Source organism: Ruegeria denitrificans, from assembly GCF_001458295.1.
Classification (GTDB): domain Bacteria; phylum Pseudomonadota; class Alphaproteobacteria; order Rhodobacterales; family Rhodobacteraceae; genus Ruegeria; species Ruegeria denitrificans.
On sequence record NZ_CYUD01000001.1, the window covers coordinates 348,942 to 364,725 of the forward strand.

Consider the following 15,784-nt stretch of genomic DNA (forward strand, 5'->3'; position numbering starts at 1 on the left):
GTGGGCCCTATCAGGAGAACCACATCTTGCGGGACATGTTGCCATTCATCATCTCTTGGGTCGGATCGTTTTCCCAACCTTCCAGCTGATTAGTGACGCCTTCGACAAAGTCATTGAACATTGGGCAGATCAGGCCGCCTTGGTCACGGACCATCATGCCCATCTTGCTGTATATGTCCTTGCGCTTGTCGTTGTCCAACTCGGCGCGGGCTGCAAACAACATCTCGTCGAATTCTGGAACCTTGAAACGGGTATCGTTCCAATCGGCACTAGACAGATAAGCGGTTGAGTACATCTGATCCTGCACCGGACGGCCACCCCAATACGAGGCGCAGAAGGGCTGCACGTTCCAGACTTCGGACCAATAGCCATCGTTGGGTTCGCGCTTGATTTCCAGCGGGATACCTGCCTGTGCAGCTGTTTGCTGGAACAGCGCCGCAGCATCCACGGCACCTGGGAAGGCGCCATCTGCAACGCGCAAGATGATCGGCGAACCGTCATGGCCCGACTTCTTGTAATGCTCAGCCGCTTTCTCAAGGCTGAACTCGCGCTGAGGAATTGATCCATCAAACAGCGGGTATGCTGCGTTCACAGGCATATCGTTGCCAACTGTGCCATACCCGCGCAGAACCTTGTCGACCAAGTCCTGACGGTCAATGGCGTGTTTAAGTGCCAGACGCAGTTCGTTGTTGTCGAACGGCGCGGTGTCGCAATGCATGATGAACACATAGTGCCCACGTCCCGCCGTCGAATGTACGGTCAGATTCGGTGCGCGACCCAGCAAGTCAGCAACCTTCGGCTCAACGCGGTTGATCGCGTGAACCTGCCCACCCTGCAGAGCAGCCGTTCTGGCGGTCGCATCGTTGATGACAATTACTTCAACGCTGTCGAAATTTCCGAAGTCAGGGTTCCAGTGGTTTTCAAACTTCGTGTACAGGTGACGTACACCGGGCTCATCCACTTCTACCTTGTATGGTCCAGTGCCGATACCTGCACCTGGATTTTCCATGCCGCCGTCTGGCTGAATGATCAGGTGGTAGTCTGCCATCAAGTAAGGCAAGTCGGCGTTAGGCTCGGTCAGTGTGACCTGGAAGTTGTCGCCATCGGCCTTCATCGACTCGATGCCTTTCATGATGCCCAGAGCACCAGACTTCGAATCTTCGTTTGAGTGGCGCTCCATAGTCTTCAGCACGTCTTCACTGGTCATGGTCTTGCCGTTGTGGAATTCGACGCCCTGACGCAGTTTGAAGGTCCAGACTTTGGCATCCGCGCTGCCTTCTACGCTTTCTGCCAGACGAGGTTCGATCGAGCCGTCGGGTGCAACCTCTACCAGCTGGTCACCAAATTGCTTGCCGTTCTGGAATGGCACCGAGCTTGCATAGGTTGCTGGGTCAAGCGAGTTGGTGGATTCACCGCCCTGAAGACCGAACTTCAGATCACCGCCTTTTATCGGGCCTGCCGCACGCGCGGCGTCTGCAAACATGGTGCTTGCCATCGCTGCGGTGACACCCAAAGCCGCTGCCTTCCCCATGAATTCGCGGCGGGTCAGCTTGCCCGCTGTGACCTGCTTGGTCATGTGAGTGAGTTGTTCGTTCATTCAAAGATCTCCCAGTTGGTAGGTTTGTCGGCCCTTTACGGGCTTTTTATTGACGCATGAGTCAAAGTAGGCGCATTTCGGTTGGGCGGGCAAGGGTAAATGTCCAGCCCATTCCGGCGAATGTTTTATATTTGATCGCGTGAAACGGTATCCTCCACCTGCTTTGTTGATACCAAGCTTTCGCCGTCAAAGGCATTCATTTCTGCCCTGAGGTAAAATGTCGTTCGATCCGACCACATTTCGCAAGACGTTTCTGTTCTCAGATTGATACCGTTCCGGTTGATTTCCTGCGTCCAGCGACAATAGCCACGGGCCGAAAGGGGATCGTTCGGATGGATCGACCAACGCTCATAGGCTGTGCTGCCATGTGTCAAACCATGGTCGTTGTTTGTGACCAACCCAAAGTCGTCGTCGATGATCAGATGCGTTTCGCCGGTGTTCATGTCCATCTCGACCCGCCGGGAATTGTTCGGTTCGCGCAGGGTTGTCTGATCCAGCGGCGGAGCCGATTCCGGAGGTGGGAACGCGTATGAATCAGGTGTGGCCGAGCGGTGGGGCAGGTATAGCGTGCCCTCGGTCAGATGCAGTCCAGCTCTGTCGGGGGATGGCCAGATCAACGGCCAATAAGCGCTTGAAATTGCGACCCGCAGGCGGTGCCCCTTGGGGACGCGATAGGTGATATGGTCAAGATCCAGTGCAACCTCGTAACTGGTGCCAGGTACTAGAGGTGTCGGTTCGGCGTGGCTGTCCCTATGCGACAGGTTCAGAACGCCATAGGTGATGCGGGTCGACGCGCCATCCGGGTGAAGATGGTTCAGCCGCACGGCAATCTGCGCTTGAGGCTTATCGACGCTAAGTCGCAGGCGGATGCGCGGCGCACCGACAATGTCCAGATCCTCAGCCAAAGCTGCGCCATCGAAACAGGCTGACAGCGCATCGTCGGTGCGCTGATCCCCCGGCATGTCTGGACCCAGCCAGATGGCGCAGTATTCACCCCCCTCCATGCCGCAGGTCTGCGGTGACCGAACGCGTTGATCCAGCGGTCCGTCCTGACCCAACCCGGCATTCGACAACCCCAGCGTCATGCGGGGCAGATGAGAGGTGGCCCCATCGCTTTCGGTGATCCAGCGCCCAGGTCGTTCGCTGTACCAGCGTTGCGGGCGCACGCCGTCCATCAGATAGGCGCGATAATCGGGATCAGAATCGACGCCGGTATCCAACCCTTTTAGCCAGTGGTCCCACCAGCGCAGCGCTTCCTGCAGGAAACCGATCCGGGGTTCAGGCACTGCGAAATGAGGGTATTTGTGCACCCACGGCCCCACAATGCCTTTGACCGGGGCCTCCAGTTGCTCAACCAGCAATGGCACAGTGTTTTTATACGCATCGCCCCAGCCGCTAACGGCCAGAGTCGCCGCCCGGATGGCACTGAAATCCTCGCAAACTGAGCCGTGCCGCCAATATTCATCCCGCCGCTGATGGCGCAGCCAGACAAGTGGTAGAAACGACTCGTTCTCCAGCCTCTCTAACCACAGCTCACGCCAGTTCGGGCGTAGGTCCGGATCCGGCGGGCGCGAGGAATAGGACCACATGGTCGCGCCCCAGCCCAGATTCTCGTTCAGCAAACAGCCACCCTTATAGTGGATATCATCCGCGTAACGGTCAGCCGTCGAACATAAGGTGATGATCGCTTTCAGCGGCTCAGGTTGCAGCGCCGCGACTTGAAGCGCGTTGAAGCCGCCCCAACTGATCCCCATCATTCCAACCTTGCCCGTGCACCACGGTTGTTCGGCCAGCCATTGGATGGTGGCCACGGCATCGTCCAACTCTTGCTGGGTATATTCATCCTCCATCACCCCTTCGCTGTCGCCATTGCCACGCATGTCGACGCGAATGCAGGCATAGCCGCGTTCGGCGAACCACGGGTGGGTCAGTTCATCCCGCACCGAGGTGCCGTCGCGTTTGCGATAGGGTAGAAACTCCAGAATGGCGGGAACGGGGTTTTCCACGGCATCCGTGGGGCGCCAAACACGCGCGGATAGGCGACAGCCATCCGGCAATTCGATGCCAATATCAGGAAGATCTTCGATGGTGCGTAGCGCGTTGGTGGGCGGCGTCATTAAAGTATTGTCCGGATGTTTTACATTCCGGGCAGTCCAAAAACCGTCAAATCATGTGCGGATCGCGACAAGCAAATCCATCACGTTTGTTCCCGTCGGTCCCGTCACCAGCAAAGCCCCTGCGTGGTCCAGATAGCTGCCGCTGTCGGCCTGTTGTAATGCCTGCTCAGCACCGTCGCCCCATGTGGTGCCGTCGACAACCGCCCCGGCGGCTTGCGTGGGTCCGTCCGTGCCGTCGGTGCCGCCGACAACCACCGTGATACCCTCGCAACCAGCAATCTCGCGTGCCAGGGCCAAAGCCAGCGCCTGATTGCGCCCACCGCGCCCTGGGTTAGTTGGCAATACAACAGTTGGTTCGCCACCGAAAATCATGACGCCCTTTGGCATCGCGCGGATGCGTTCGCCCAGTGCTTCGGCGATATTCAAGAAATCATCGTGCAGGCATTCTTCATTGGCATGAACCGTCAGACCGTCAACTTGTGCCAAGTCCGCTGCGGCCGCGCGGGCATGAGCGTTTGACGCCACGATCTGAGTGGTAGCCGCAAAATCAACCGACCCCGGCAGAGCCCCAATGCCCGAGCCGACAACATTCAAGTCATCTCCGGGTACATCCGAAATGGCCAGAACAGTCACCCTGTCGCCATGAAAGTGGGAAAGCAATCCTCCCCTCTTGATCCGTGACAGCTTGCGCCGTTCCGCGTTCATCGCGGTGATGTCCAGCCCCTCGGACAGCAGCTTTATGTTCAGCTGTTCCAGATCACCCAGCGTTTTGCCCGGCACCAGATCTTCGGCCAGAGAGGATGCGCCGCCCGAAACCAGCAACAACAGATGTGAACCGGGCTTCATTGCCTCAACCGCCTCGCGCAATGCCTGACCACCTTGAAGGCTGCGCGCGTCTGGAACGGGGTGCGAGGCCTCGATCACCGTCACATAATCGGGCAGATCACGCCCGTGGCCATCCTTGGTGACAACCAGTGTCGGGCGCGGTCCGAAATGTTCCAGCGCCGCGCGGGCCATGGCCGCGGCGGGTTTGCCGACCGCCAATATTTGATCGGGCTGGGGGATGCCCTGCAAAGCCTTGCTGGTTGCGGCGTGACCACCTACGGCGTCGACCCCGGTCTGCCAGATGCGAATTGCCTGTTCTTTCCTGTCCATCAGCTTTCCATCCAAATCGTGACGGGCCCGTCATTGACCAGCTCAACCGCCATATCGGCACCGAATTGCCCGGTCTCTACCGGCACACCATGTGCCTGCAACCGCTGGGCAAAGACCTCATACAGATGTTTGCCGACATCCGGTGTGGCGGCCTCGGAAAATCCGGGCCTATTGCCGCGTGAGGTATCGGCGGCCAACGTAAACTGGCTGATCACCAGCGTGGACCCTTCGATATCTTTCACTGACCGGTTCATTTTACCAGCGTCATCCTTGAAGATGCGCAGCTTGGAGATTTTGGCGGCAAGCTGATCTGCCTTGGCTTCATCATCGCCCTGCATAGCGCAGACCAAGATCATCAGCCCCGGTCCGGTCTGGCCGATCATCTGACCGTCAACCGATACACTGGCCTTCGAAACTCGTTGTAGAACAGCGCGCAAAATCGTTCTCCGTCCGGTGTGGTTGTTATCCGACCCAGTTCACGATCTCACTCAGATCGGCGCGGTCGGTGCGAAAGCCGTTGGCTGGGTGATCTGTATCCGCATAACCGAAAGAAATCGCGCATAAAATCAACCGATCTTCGGGGATATCGAAATACCTGCGCAAGAACGGGCTATAGGTGGCCAGTGCAGCCTGCGGGATCGTGGCGATGCCAAGTGCCTGCGCAGCCAGTGAAAAGGCGGTGATAAACCCGCCGCAATCCAGCGCGCCATAAGCGCCAAGTTCGGTGGGGCTTGAGACAATGGCGCAATGGGGTGCCCCGAACAAAGAGAAATTCTGTATCATCTGCTGGGTCGAGGCGCTGCGGTCACCGCGTTTAACGCCGACTGCTTGATACAGAGCCCACCCGCAGGCCCGGCGGCGGTCCTGATAAACGCCGGAATAGGAAGTTGGAAATGGAATGTCCGGGCAGGGCGTGCCCGCAGCAGCCTCGGCCTGCATTGCCGCGCGAAACCGCTCGGTTTCTGCGCCGCTGGTGACCGAGACGTGCCAGGGTTGAGCGTTGCACCAGCTGGGCACGCGGGCGGCGCTGGTCAGGATTTGTTCGATCTGATCCTTGGGCACCGGGTTGGGGCGAAAGGCCCGGCAGGAATACCGCGAGGCCAGCAACCGATTTAGATCGGATAGTGTCACTATGGCCTCTCCCCTTAGGCGTTGACGCGGCGGAGAATGGCGTCAGAGTGACGGAAGTTCAAGCGCTAACATTCACTGATTTCATGGCTGGCGCTCAGCGTTGTCACTGTTGGCCGGTGGCCATCAGATACCCGACGCCGGCCGCCACAAGCAGGCCCAGAACAACGGCAACAGTGATCTTGATGGCGGACCAGGGGCGTTCTCCCTGTACGCGGCCGGTGCGCCCGTTAACGACGAAGCGATAGGTCTGGCCACGGTACTTATAGGCCGCCATCCAGACCGGTAGCAGGATATGTTTGAAGGTAACGTCTCGCACATCCGTATCGATCCCGTGTATCCGCTGACGATCGCCGCCAATATCAAAGCGCACTTCACGTTCGATCACTCGCGCTATGTACCCACGGGCCTCGGAGTAGCCTTCCTGCAATTCAACGGTATAGGCCTCGGCCCTGAATCCGGCCAGATATTCCGGCTGATAAGGTTCCAGCGATGGTAAGTCCCAAGGCTCCAGCGCGTCAGTATAGCTTTTGGGCAAAGACTGTGATGCCAACACCAGCACGTCGTCGAAGAACCGCGCGACCTGTCCGGATTTTGGCGACCACCGCACCTTTGGCACCTGCTGCTGTACGCGCTTGCCGTCGCGCATGACGGTCCGGGTCTCGTAATAGACAACGCCCCGCTCACCGCGATAACTGGACTTAGTGTCCGCATCAAAGGTCCAGTAGGGCACATAAATGCCCTGCATCTTGCGGCCTTTGCGGGCGTATTCCTTTAACCCGTTGGGCGCGAACCAGAGACGACCCAGCCAGTCTCCCATTGCCTTGTGCGCCGTGCGTTCGTCCAAAGCAAAGGGCAGCACACCGCGCGGTTTGATATGCCGACTAACGCCGGTATCCGTTACCACGGGCGTCGCGCAGAACGGGCATTCTGCGGCGTGGGTCGCAGGATCGAACTCGACCTGAGCTGCGCAATTGGGGCAGGACAGAACACGCGTTTCCTCGATCTCGCTCTCCGGAAGTTGTTCCGCGATTGCAGCGTCGAAATCCAGCTCTTTCAGGCTGGCCCCGCCCCATGGACCAGCACCAATCGTCACGGAATGCCCGCAATGGTCGCAGGTCAGACTGCCATCACCGGGGTTGAACCGGTAATCCGCGCCACATTGCTCGCAGGGAAATCTGTGTTCTTCACTCATCGTGCAGCCCTATGCGCCAGCGACTAAAACGTTACGCACCCGGCGGCGGTGGCGGCAGAATGGTGAACAGCTGCGCCAATTCCTGCACGTCTCCAGCCTTTTTCCAACCATCCTGACCCGCAGTCCAAACGTGGGTGTCGCGGGTGATTTCTCCGTCGGTGGCCATGCGACCCATTTTGGCCTTCGAGAACGGCCCGCTGGTTTGCCCGTCCACCGCGATATGCCACACATGCTCGACCGGAGGCGGAGGGGGCGGTGCGGCATGCGCTGCCGGTTGCGGTGCGGCGGGGGCGGAACCGCCCCACGGGCCACTGGGTTGACCCGCTGCCATGTTCGACATCTGCTGTGCCATCGCCATGCCCATTCCCATGCCAAGCCCCGCGCCCATGCCGCCGCCCTGACCGGGATTGTTGGCCGCGGCGGTCATCGCCTCGGCCGCGGAATACTGGGTGAACTTACCCAGATCACCCGCCAACCCCATCGAGGTCCGCTTGTCCAACGCTGCTTCAACTGCGGGCGGTAGAGAGATGTTTTCAATGTAGAATTCTGGCATCTCAAGTCCGTAACCGTCCAGCACCGGAGAAACTTCAGCCGCGATCAGCTTGCCCAAATCGGCTGTGTTGGCGGCCATGTCCAGAACTGGAATGCCTGATCCGGCGATCACCCGGCTAAATTCCTGCACGATGATGTTGCGGATCTGAAAGCTGATCTCATCCATTGTGAATTCACCATCGGTGCCCACGATCTCGATCAGGAACTTCGCAGCGTCCTTCACGCGCACCGTATAGGTGCCGAAGGCCCGAATGCGGGTTGGTCCGAATTCCGGATCACGTAGCATGATCGGGTTTTTGGTGCCCCACTTCAGGTCATTGAACCGGGTCGTGTTAACGAAATAGATCTCGGACTTGAACGGAGACTGAAAGCCGTGATCCCAATGCTGCAGAGTCGTCATGATCGGCATGTTGTTGGTCTCAAGCATATAGAGACCTGGCGTGAACACATCCGCCAGCTGACCTTCGTGCACAAATACCGCCGCCTGACCCTCGCGCACGGTCAGCTTGGCGCCGTATTTGATCTCGTGCCCCTCACGCTCGAACCGCCAGACCATTGTGTCGCGGGTGTCGTCGACCCAGTGAATGACGTCGATAAATTCTCCGGTCAGAAAATCGAAAATACCCATTGGGGTCTCCTTTCCTTGGGCTCAGAGCTGCTGGCCCATCAATTCGCGTGCAATGATCCGCACCACAGGGCGGGCGTCTTCAGCTGTTACCCCGGGCTCAAGGCGTGGATCGTAGAGCATTGTCAAAAGTTTTTCGTCATGGCTGGTCAGCAGCGCAAACTCATCATTGTCGTTGAAAATCGAAGGCCGTGCGTTGGGGCTGTCGTTGGATAGACCCAGCCCCTGTGCGATTTCCTCGTGAATGCAGCTGCGGCGCGTCAGGTCCGGCAATTCAGCCCGGATGAGCGTCACGGCCCGCACAAATTTATACGGCGAGCTTTTGGTAGGGGACGCAAAGACAAGGCAGTCAATATTGGCACGCGGATTTGCAACTAATTCCAGTGATGGCGTGCTGATGCCGGGGATCAGTTGTTTCAAGCGTTTCACTACATAAGCGCTGTCATCCTTGCCTGCGAAGAAGACATGGAAATTGGCTTTGCGATTGACGACCGAGATCGGATGATCCGTCAATTTGCCAAGTCGCTTTGCAAATGCCTCAACCTCGGCCGTGTCTTTTTCGCGCGCTTCGGGTGCGACGGACGGGGCGAATTCCGTTTGAATTCGTACAGGCCCGGCCCATCGGCTAAGTTGTCCGTCCGTTCGCTGAATACGCGTTGTTACAGCGTGATCAGGGTATTCGCTGTAAAAGGCTATGGCCTCGAAATTGCGGGCCAGATCGTCGGCGTCATAGGGTGTATCCGGGCCGCCCCCATCAATGCGCAACATGTCGCGGGTCAGCAGGTCGCGTTCGACCCGCTGATAGAACCTGGCCAAGTCCTGACTGGCTGCGGATGGGGGCACATAGGCATTGGGTGCAGGGGCGGGCGCCACCGGGCGCGGTTGCGGAACAACCGAAGACGTCAATGCTTCATCGCAATTGGCCAAAACCAAAAGTGCCATCAAGCCCAATAATGGCTTCAGATATCCCGCTACCCGCACGTCTGGCCCGCCGTCAGCCCGGTACCGCCGTTCCGGCATTGTCGCCGATCCCGTCCTTGCGGGCCTTGGCCGCGGCCAAGGTGTCGCGCAGTTCGGTCTCCATCTTCTGCAGTTCCTGCTCGGCAGCGGCGCGTTTGGCCTTACCTTCGTCAGCAATCGCCAGACTTTCGTTGATTGTACCGATCAGATCGGCATTGGCTTGTTTGACCGCCTCGATATCGAACACGCCGCGTTCCATTTCCTCGCGGATCATCTTGTTCGACTCACGCAGGTTAGCCGCGTTCGAGGTCAGCAATTCATTGGTCAGATCGTTGGCATCGCGTACGGCCGAGGCCGCTTCGGCGCTGCGTTGAATGGTGACCGCCTGCGCCAGCTGGGTTTCCCACAGCGGCACGGTATTGACCAGGGTCGAGTTGATCTTGGTGACCAGCGACTTGTCATTCTCCTGCACCAAGCGGATCGAGGGCAGCGACTGCATCGTCACCTGCCGCGTCAGCTTCAGGTCATGCACACGGCGTTCCAAATCATCCCGTGCGGCACGCATATCGCGCAGTTCCTGTGCTTTCATCACCTGTTCATCTTCGGGCGCGGCCTGAACTTCGGCCTCTTTTTGGGGGATGTCCTGACTGTCCAGTTCGGTCAGCTTTTCTTCACCTGCCGCGATATACAGCGCCAGCTCGTCGTAGAACCCAAGAGTCTTTTCATACAGCAGATCCAGCGACTTGATGTCTTTCAGCAGCGTGTGTTCATGACCCAGAAGATCGTCCGTGATCTTGTCGATCTGGCCCTGAACCTCTTCGTATTGCGCTGTGAACTTGGCGAAAGGCGCGGCCTTGCCCAGCAGTTTTTCCCACCAGCTGCGTTCGCGGCGCACATCTAATTCGCTGACCGAAAAGCCCCGGATCGAGGTGACGATATCGCGCAGGCTGTCCCCCGCGGGACCCACATCCTTGTTGCGTACATCCGCCAGCATGGCCTGGCTGATTTCCTGCAATTCCGCCTGGGCGGACGAGCCGAAGGACACGATCGAATTGGTGTTGCCCATATCCAGCTCATCCATGCGGTTGCGGATTTCAGCGCTGACCGGATCGTCGGCCTCTTCAAGCGAGATGACCTGATTTGTGGGTTCAGGCAACGCAACGGCTGTTACTTCCTGTACCAGCGTTTCTGCTTCGACCGCTTTGTTCTTGATCTCATCGGACATGGGGTAATCCTCTCTCAAAAAATGGGCCGGTTAGTCCAACCGGACGCCTTCGCGCTGCAGCCGTTCGCGCAACACGTCAATTTCAACCGTCAGATCGCTGCGGTCATCCAATAGCATCTTGCGGGTGCGAGCCGCGAAATTCTGTTCCAGATCGTCCAGCAGAGCCGAATAGTCGGTCAGGGCCTGCGCATCGCGGGTTCGGGCGTAGACATCGGCAAACTTCACCGTCGCGTCACGGGCACCCTGCAGATAGACGGTCAGGTATTTGCGGGCGCCGGCCAGATCACGCGGGTCTTCCTCGACCGTGCGAAACAGATCGCGGGCGGTTTCCTGAAACCGTTCGACGCGCGCCTCGATCCGGCGGTCGCCTGCACGTTTTATAGCATCGGTCATCTCTGTCAGATGGGTTTCGGCATCTTCAACCACACGGGCCACGCGGTCTTGCTGAAAGGTGTCGACCCCCTCCATGCCCTTGTCTTTCATCGGGTCCAGACCGAAGGACACGGAATGCAGGACCGTTGCCACCACCCCGAACAGGATCGGGGCCAGCAGGCCGGCCTGAGCAGCAGTTTCGGCATCCAGGTATTCCGTCCGGTACGCGGCCACAGCGACACCAATACCGGTCAACACGCTTGCGAAAATCTTGCGTGGAAAGGCCGGGCGTCGCGCGGTGCGACGTGCGTTAAATTCGGCCTCGGCGCGCAAACCTTCGCGCAACAGAAAGGCAGCGGCGGTCAGCAGGCCAGCGGCGATCAGCCCGATCGTCATGCCGACTGCACCGTCGTTTAGCGACAGAAACACCAGGGGAATGGCAGGCAGAAAAAGGATATTGGCCCGTGCGCCCGCCGGTTCGACGCGTGCGCCATGAAATTGTCCGCGCTGCGGTTGGTCGTCGTCAGAGCCGCCGCCTTCGGGGCTGAATTTTCCGCCATACCGCTTAGCCATGCGCTATAGTCCCCCCAGCACACCGGTACAGACACCGAGCATCAGCACAAGAAGGGCCGCATAGGCCAGTTTTTGCACTCCGGTCCCTGACATGGCGTTCCCCCGTGGAATAACTTACGGAAAATTTAGGCGATGCGCGGGCTTGGCGCTAGGGGGAAGGTTGCTAAACCCGCGTCACTTGCGAGGTTTCTTGCCGATCGGTGGCCGTTTTCTTTGCGGACGGGCAGGGCGTTTGGGTTTGGCGTCAGGTTCGCCGTCCAACCCCAACTGGTCCCGCATCACGCGGCGGCGGATCTCTTCAACCTCGCCGGGCTTCAGATTGCCCAGCTGGAAAGGGCCGTAAGACACCCGCAGCAGGCGGTTCACGGCATAGCCGATATCCTCTATCGCGCGGCGAATCTCGCGGTTTTTACCTTCGCGCAGGCCAATGGTCAGCCACGCATTTGCGCCTTGCTGACGGTCCAGCGACACGTCCATCGGCAGGAAACGCTCTCCGTCGATCACAAGCCCTTTGCGCAGCGGCGCAAAATCTTCGTCCTTCGGCCGCCCATTCACCCGAACGCGGTATTTGCGCAGCCAACCAGTCGAAGGCAGTTCCAGCTTGCGTTTGATGCCGCCATCATTGGTCAGCAACAGTAACCCTTCCGAGTTCAGGTCCAGCCGTCCAACGCTCATGACGCGGGGCATGTCTTCGGGCAGGTTGTCGAAAATGGTGGCGCGGCCTTTTTCGTCGCGCGTTGTCGTCACCAGGCCGGACGGCTTGTGATACAGCCACAGGCGCGAGGGTTCAGGTTCCGACACCGGTTTGCCGTCGACGACGATCTTGTCTTTGGCGGTCACGTTCAGGGCCGGGCTGTCGATGACCTTGCCATTCACGGCCACTCGGCCTGCTTCGATCATACGTTCAGCTTCACGGCGCGAGGCAACGCCTGCGCGGGCAAGAACTTTGGCGATCCGGTCGCCGGGAGGAGGGGTTTTGGTCATCCGCAGCCCATAGCGCATCCCGCCCGCTTGCGAAAGACAGGTTTCTGATGCAGTCAGAGGCATGACGTTCAAATCACATATGGACAAGGCGCTGGTCGAGGCGCGCGCTGCCGCAGATCGCGGAGAGGTTCCGGTGGGCGCCGTGATCGTCGCACCCGACGGCCGGATCGTGGCCTCAGCAGGCAACCGGACGCGCGAGTTGAACGACCCCACCGCCCATGCCGAGATCTTGGCCCTGCGCGTGGCCTGCGCCGGGGTTCGGTCAGAACGGCTGCCGGACCATGACCTTTACGTCACGCTGGAACCCTGCGCGATGTGCGCGGCGGCTTTGGCCGCGGCGCGCATCCGGCGTATATACTATGGGGCCGCCGATCCGAAATCGGGCGGCGTGGCCCATGGTGCGCGGGTTTTCACCCATAAACAGGCGCACCATGTCCCCGAAATTTACGACGGCATCGCTGCACAAGAGGCCGCCGATCTTCTGAAAGCCTTCTTCGCTGCACGCCGTGATTTTAAAGAGTGATAGGTTTCATCAACTCAGGTTCGATCACGTCCACCCCCGGCAACCCATCAATCAGCGCCTGAGCAGACTGTTCCAGAATTGGGAAGGTTTTGTAATGGCAGGGAATCACTGTCTTGAAATTGAAATACCGCTTGGCCGCATAGGCCGTGCCCTTCATGTCCATGGTGAAATGCCCGCCCGCCGACAGGATGCCGATATCGGGTTTGTAGTAATCGCCCATCCATTCCATATCGGCCATGATGTCGGTGTCCCCTGACACGTAAAGCATGTGCCCGTCCGAGGCGATCATGAAGCCGACCTCGCTGCCACCGGTCCGCAGGCCGTCCGGCGTTGAAAAGGTCGAGCTATGTGAGGCTGGAACCATGGATACCTTGACCCCGTTCAAATCCACTGTGCCGCCTTTGTTGAAACCGATGGTTTCCAGCCCTTCGGTCTCGCTCCAATACCCCATCAGGTCATATTGGCCGACCACGGGTACTTTCAGGTGCTTGGCCAGCGACACCACGTCCGCAACGTGATCGAAATGTGTGTGCGTCAGCAGAATGTGTGTCGCACCATCCAGCGCGTTGTCATGGTGGTCCTCGGACAGCACCGGATTCCCGGTCAGCCAGGGGTCGATCAGCAGCACCTGCCCGCCGGTTTCAATGCGGAAACTGCCGTGGCCCAGCCAGATGATATTCATTGAAAAAAATCCTCCTGATCATACTGTTGGCATCAACCTAGCATCGGCTATGTAAAAGTGCATGGACTGGTTTCAGGAAATTGATGGCTATTGCGAGCGCCTGTCGCCCGCCTATTGGGCCGAGCCGATCAACGCCTTGACAAACGCGGCGTTTCTGATTGCGGCATTTGTGATGTGGCGGCGCGTGCGGGGGCAAGGAATGCCGCTGGCGATGGCGCTGTTGGTCATTCTGGCCACCATCGGCGTCGGCAGCTACCTGTTCCATACTCACGCTCAGGCCTGGGCGGCCATGGCGGATGTTGTGCCGATCCTGCTGTATATTCTGGTCTATATCTTCGCCATCAACCGGGACGTCTGGCGGTTTAGACCGATGATCGCGGCAATCGTGACGGCCCTGTTCATACCTTACGCAGCGCTGACCGTTCCCGTGTTTCAGCTTGTTCCGGGGCTGGGAGGATCAGCGGCTTACGCTCCGGTTCCGCTGCTGATCCTGATTTACGCGGTCTTGCTGCGCCACCGGGTGCCGGATACCGCGCGGGGTTTGGCCATCGGGGCGGCCATCCTGATAGCCTCGATTACCTTTCGTGCGCTCGATGCCCCCATTTGCGGGCATATGCCACTGGGCACACATTTCATGTGGCACATCCTGAACGCCGTCATGTTGGGTTGGATGATAGAGGTCTATCGCAGGCACCTGACCCGCGCGTCTCAGACCTGAAACGCGGTGGCCAGATGTTCCGGTAGGTCAAACTCGGAAAGAACCCGCGCCCGTCCGTCGCCGGACATCTTGCGCGCGGTTTTTTCGACAATGCGCTGAATTTTCTCGGCTGAGTGCTTTTCCGCGAAAGGCGCGAAATACCACTTGAGGAAAACGAAACAGATAACGTCTTCCAGCGCCTGAACCTCATCATCGCGCTTGATGCCTTGTTTGCGCAGCATGCGGCCGGCAGATTCGGTCTCATCCGCGCTGTATCCGGCCCTTTTCATCAATCCCATGACAATTTCGGCGTGATGTTCAGCCTGCGCTTTGCGCCATGTCAGATATCCGGTGCGACCTTCGGGGTATTCGCTGCGGGCCAGCTTCCAGCGTTCCACATGCTGACCGCGCGCCGCGATCTGCAACGGGTCCGAGGCATCGGGAAACAGCCTGTCTAACTCGGCGCTCATCCTTTGGCCGTATAGCAGGGCGGCGGGCTGGCCGTCTTCGATCGTGGGGTCCTGCTGGTTGGCTGCATCTATAGCATCCAGAACCGTTTGCTTGCGTGCGCTCATCTCTCGCTCCGTTAGCTTGCCGGAATTGCACTGCAACCCGGCGGATTAGTTCGCATCATCGTAGCGGTTGGTTTCAATGGATGCAGCAGGCAATTGCATCCTGACCGGGCCAGCAGGGGGATTCTGGCCCGGCCGCGCACGTCATCTTATTTGCCCAGATTGGCACTGTCCTGCGTCACCGTCTCGGATGCGGGGGCCGGAAATGAAAGGTCGGGGATCAGGGTTTGCGTGCTGGGGCCAAAGGCCATGGCGGGGGTGCTCAGAACAGTTGCGGTCAAAAGGGCTGCGGTAATGAAGGTTTTCATTTTCTTTCTCCGGTTTTCGGCTGTGCCGTGCTCTATGAGGTGAACAGTTCAGTTCACTTTTTCAAGGCAAAAACTGAACTAACTAGTTTACTTTTGCGCATACTGGTTATTCAGATTTGAATGGCTGCTTGCACTCATGTGGGAAACAGGACCACATCCGCACTTCGGTGGACTTGCGACCCGGGCACCAGACAGGTAAATGCCCCCTAACGCATATGAGGTTTTCCGATGTCGATTGACCAAAGCACCGCCGCCAAGGTGGCCAAACTGGCCCGGATCAAGGTCGAGGATGACGCGCTGCCCGCGCTGGCGTCCGAGTTCAACACCATTCTTGGGTTCATCGAGCAACTGAACGAGGTCGATGTCGAAGGCGTCGAGCCGATGGTCTCGGTCGAGCCGATGCGCCTAAAGCGTCGTGAGGATGTGGTTACTGACGGCAACCAGCAGGCTAAGGTTCTGGCCAACGCCCCCGACGCGCGCGAAGGCTTTTTCGCAGTCCCCAAAGTGGTGGAGTAAGAC

17 protein-coding genes are annotated in these 15,784 nt (G+C 58.8%); 3 read left to right on the plus strand and 14 right to left on the minus strand.

Annotated elements, in window-relative coordinates; all coding sequences use genetic code 11:
• Nucleotides 1-10: 10 nt before the first annotated feature.
• From RUE5091_RS01620 to RUE5091_RS01670, 11 genes are all read right to left on the minus strand, one after another.
• Nucleotides 11-1,597 carry an ABC transporter substrate-binding protein gene (locus RUE5091_RS01620; RefSeq protein ID WP_058280126.1) on the minus strand — a complete coding sequence of 529 codons (1,587 nt, stop codon included), beginning with the start codon at nucleotides 1,595-1,597 and terminating at the stop codon, nucleotides 11-13.
• Between the two features lie 125 nt (nucleotides 1,598-1,722).
• Nucleotides 1,723-3,714, minus strand: coding sequence for a CocE/NonD family hydrolase (locus tag RUE5091_RS01625; protein WP_058280127.1), 1,992 nt, complete (start codon nucleotides 3,712-3,714; stop codon nucleotides 1,723-1,725).
• Nucleotides 3,715-3,765: 51 nt separating this feature from the next.
• Complete coding sequence (locus RUE5091_RS01630) at nucleotides 3,766-4,869, minus strand: DUF4147 domain-containing protein (RefSeq protein ID WP_058280128.1); 1,104 nt, start codon at nucleotides 4,867-4,869, stop codon at nucleotides 3,766-3,768.
• Nucleotides 4,869-5,306 (minus strand): D-aminoacyl-tRNA deacylase, encoded by a 438-nt coding sequence (gene dtd, locus RUE5091_RS01635; RefSeq protein WP_058280129.1) that lies wholly within the window; start codon nucleotides 5,304-5,306, stop codon nucleotides 4,869-4,871. The genes RUE5091_RS01630 and dtd overlap by 1 nt, the downstream gene beginning before the upstream one ends.
• A gap of 25 nt (nucleotides 5,307-5,331) precedes the next feature.
• Complete coding sequence (locus RUE5091_RS01640; protein ID WP_082643518.1) at nucleotides 5,332-6,000, minus strand: nitroreductase; 669 nt, start codon at nucleotides 5,998-6,000, stop codon at nucleotides 5,332-5,334.
• A 103-nt stretch (nucleotides 6,001-6,103) separates the two neighbouring features.
• Complete coding sequence (locus tag RUE5091_RS01645) at nucleotides 6,104-7,192, minus strand: TFIIB-type zinc finger domain-containing protein (protein ID WP_058280131.1); 1,089 nt, start codon at nucleotides 7,190-7,192, stop codon at nucleotides 6,104-6,106.
• Between the two features lie 31 nt (nucleotides 7,193-7,223).
• Complete coding sequence (locus RUE5091_RS01650) at nucleotides 7,224-8,372, minus strand: SPFH domain-containing protein (protein WP_058280132.1); 1,149 nt, start codon at nucleotides 8,370-8,372, stop codon at nucleotides 7,224-7,226.
• A 21-nt stretch (nucleotides 8,373-8,393) separates the two neighbouring features.
• Nucleotides 8,394-9,311, minus strand: coding sequence for a DUF2927 domain-containing protein (locus RUE5091_RS01655; RefSeq protein WP_058280133.1), 918 nt, complete (start codon nucleotides 9,309-9,311; stop codon nucleotides 8,394-8,396).
• 52 nt (nucleotides 9,312-9,363) lie between these two features.
• Nucleotides 9,364-10,554, minus strand: a complete 1,191-nt coding sequence (locus tag RUE5091_RS01660; protein WP_058280134.1) for a toxic anion resistance protein — start codon at nucleotides 10,552-10,554, stop codon at nucleotides 9,364-9,366.
• A 30-nt stretch (nucleotides 10,555-10,584) separates the two neighbouring features.
• Nucleotides 10,585-11,499: a 5-bromo-4-chloroindolyl phosphate hydrolysis family protein gene (locus RUE5091_RS01665; protein ID WP_058280135.1), complete on the minus strand. Its 915-nt coding sequence runs from the start codon at nucleotides 11,497-11,499 to the stop codon at nucleotides 10,585-10,587.
• A gap of 174 nt (nucleotides 11,500-11,673) precedes the next feature.
• Nucleotides 11,674-12,483, minus strand: a complete 810-nt coding sequence (locus tag RUE5091_RS01670) for a pseudouridine synthase (RefSeq protein WP_370731818.1) — start codon at nucleotides 12,481-12,483, stop codon at nucleotides 11,674-11,676.
• Between the two features lie 61 nt (nucleotides 12,484-12,544).
• Between RUE5091_RS01670 and RUE5091_RS01675 the strand changes: the two genes are divergently transcribed.
• A complete protein-coding gene (locus RUE5091_RS01675) occupies nucleotides 12,545-13,006 on the plus strand; it encodes a nucleoside deaminase (protein WP_058280137.1) in 462 nt (153 codons plus the stop codon).
• On the opposite strand, the gene RUE5091_RS01680 is transcribed toward RUE5091_RS01675, so the two are convergent.
• On the minus strand, nucleotides 12,996-13,688 hold the full coding sequence (locus RUE5091_RS01680) for a metal-dependent hydrolase (RefSeq protein ID WP_058280138.1): 693 nt from the start codon (nucleotides 13,686-13,688) through the stop codon (nucleotides 12,996-12,998). The two genes, RUE5091_RS01675 and RUE5091_RS01680, sit on opposite strands and share 11 nt — an antisense overlap.
• 61 nt (nucleotides 13,689-13,749) lie before the next feature.
• Between RUE5091_RS01680 and RUE5091_RS01685 the strand changes: the two genes are divergently transcribed.
• Entirely contained in the window at nucleotides 13,750-14,406 is a 657-nt protein-coding gene (locus RUE5091_RS01685) for a ceramidase domain-containing protein (protein ID WP_058280139.1), read from the plus strand.
• On the opposite strand, the gene RUE5091_RS01690 is transcribed toward RUE5091_RS01685, so the two are convergent.
• Nucleotides 14,397-14,960: a DUF4202 domain-containing protein gene (locus RUE5091_RS01690; protein ID WP_058280140.1), complete on the minus strand. Its 564-nt coding sequence runs from the start codon at nucleotides 14,958-14,960 to the stop codon at nucleotides 14,397-14,399. The two genes, RUE5091_RS01685 and RUE5091_RS01690, sit on opposite strands and share 10 nt — an antisense overlap.
• A gap of 146 nt (nucleotides 14,961-15,106) precedes the next feature.
• Nucleotides 15,107-15,265: a hypothetical protein gene (locus RUE5091_RS23190; protein ID WP_165590739.1), complete on the minus strand. Its 159-nt coding sequence runs from the start codon at nucleotides 15,263-15,265 to the stop codon at nucleotides 15,107-15,109.
• Nucleotides 15,266-15,493: 228 nt separating this feature from the next.
• On the opposite strand from RUE5091_RS23190, the gene gatC reads away from it, so the two are divergent.
• On the plus strand, nucleotides 15,494-15,781 hold the full coding sequence (gatC, locus tag RUE5091_RS01695; protein ID WP_058280141.1) for an Asp-tRNA(Asn)/Glu-tRNA(Gln) amidotransferase subunit GatC: 288 nt from the start codon (nucleotides 15,494-15,496) through the stop codon (nucleotides 15,779-15,781).
• Nucleotides 15,782-15,784: the final 3 nt, after the last annotated feature.